Raw genomic sequence first — 452 nt, 5'->3', positions numbered from 1 at the left:
CCCGCTAACGATACTCCACAGACCTGTACCGACAACAGGAGCATTTCCTGCTAAAGTAAAGCTCGAAACATTACAGTTTTCCTGATCAGCACCTGCAACAGCTACCGTAGGCGCAGCATAGTTCGTCAGAACGACTTCGTCAAAACTATCCGCACAGCTGCCGTTGCTAACTGTCCAGCGAAGGGTAACACTGCTGCCTGCAGCAACACCCGTAACCGTAGTATTGTATAATGTAGGACTTGTGATAACACCCGCCCCGCTAACGATACTCCACAGACCTGTACCGACAACGGGGGCATTTCCTGCTAAAGTAAAGCTCGAAACATTACAGTTTTCCTGATCAGCACCTGCAACAGCTACCGTAGGCGCAGCATAGTTCGTCAGAACGACTTCGTCAAAACTATCCGCACAGCTGCCGTTGCTAACTGTCCAGCGAAGGGTAACACTGCTGC

The 452-nt window shown here is 50.7% G+C and carries 1 protein-coding gene; it reads right to left on the bottom strand.

Annotation, left to right across the window (positions count from 1 at the left end; genetic code table 11):
- Positions 1 to 452, bottom strand: a 452-nt coding sequence (locus JKG61_RS22780; RefSeq protein WP_202105309.1) for a hypothetical protein, incomplete at both ends; no start/stop codon positions are given.

Origin of the sequence: Sphingobacterium faecale, assembly GCF_016746095.1 — a bacterium.
Taxonomy (GTDB): Bacteria; Bacteroidota; Bacteroidia; order Sphingobacteriales; family Sphingobacteriaceae; genus Sphingobacterium; species Sphingobacterium faecale.
Note: the sequence above shows the minus strand (reverse complement) of the source record. Positions and strands in the feature narration are given on the sequence as shown.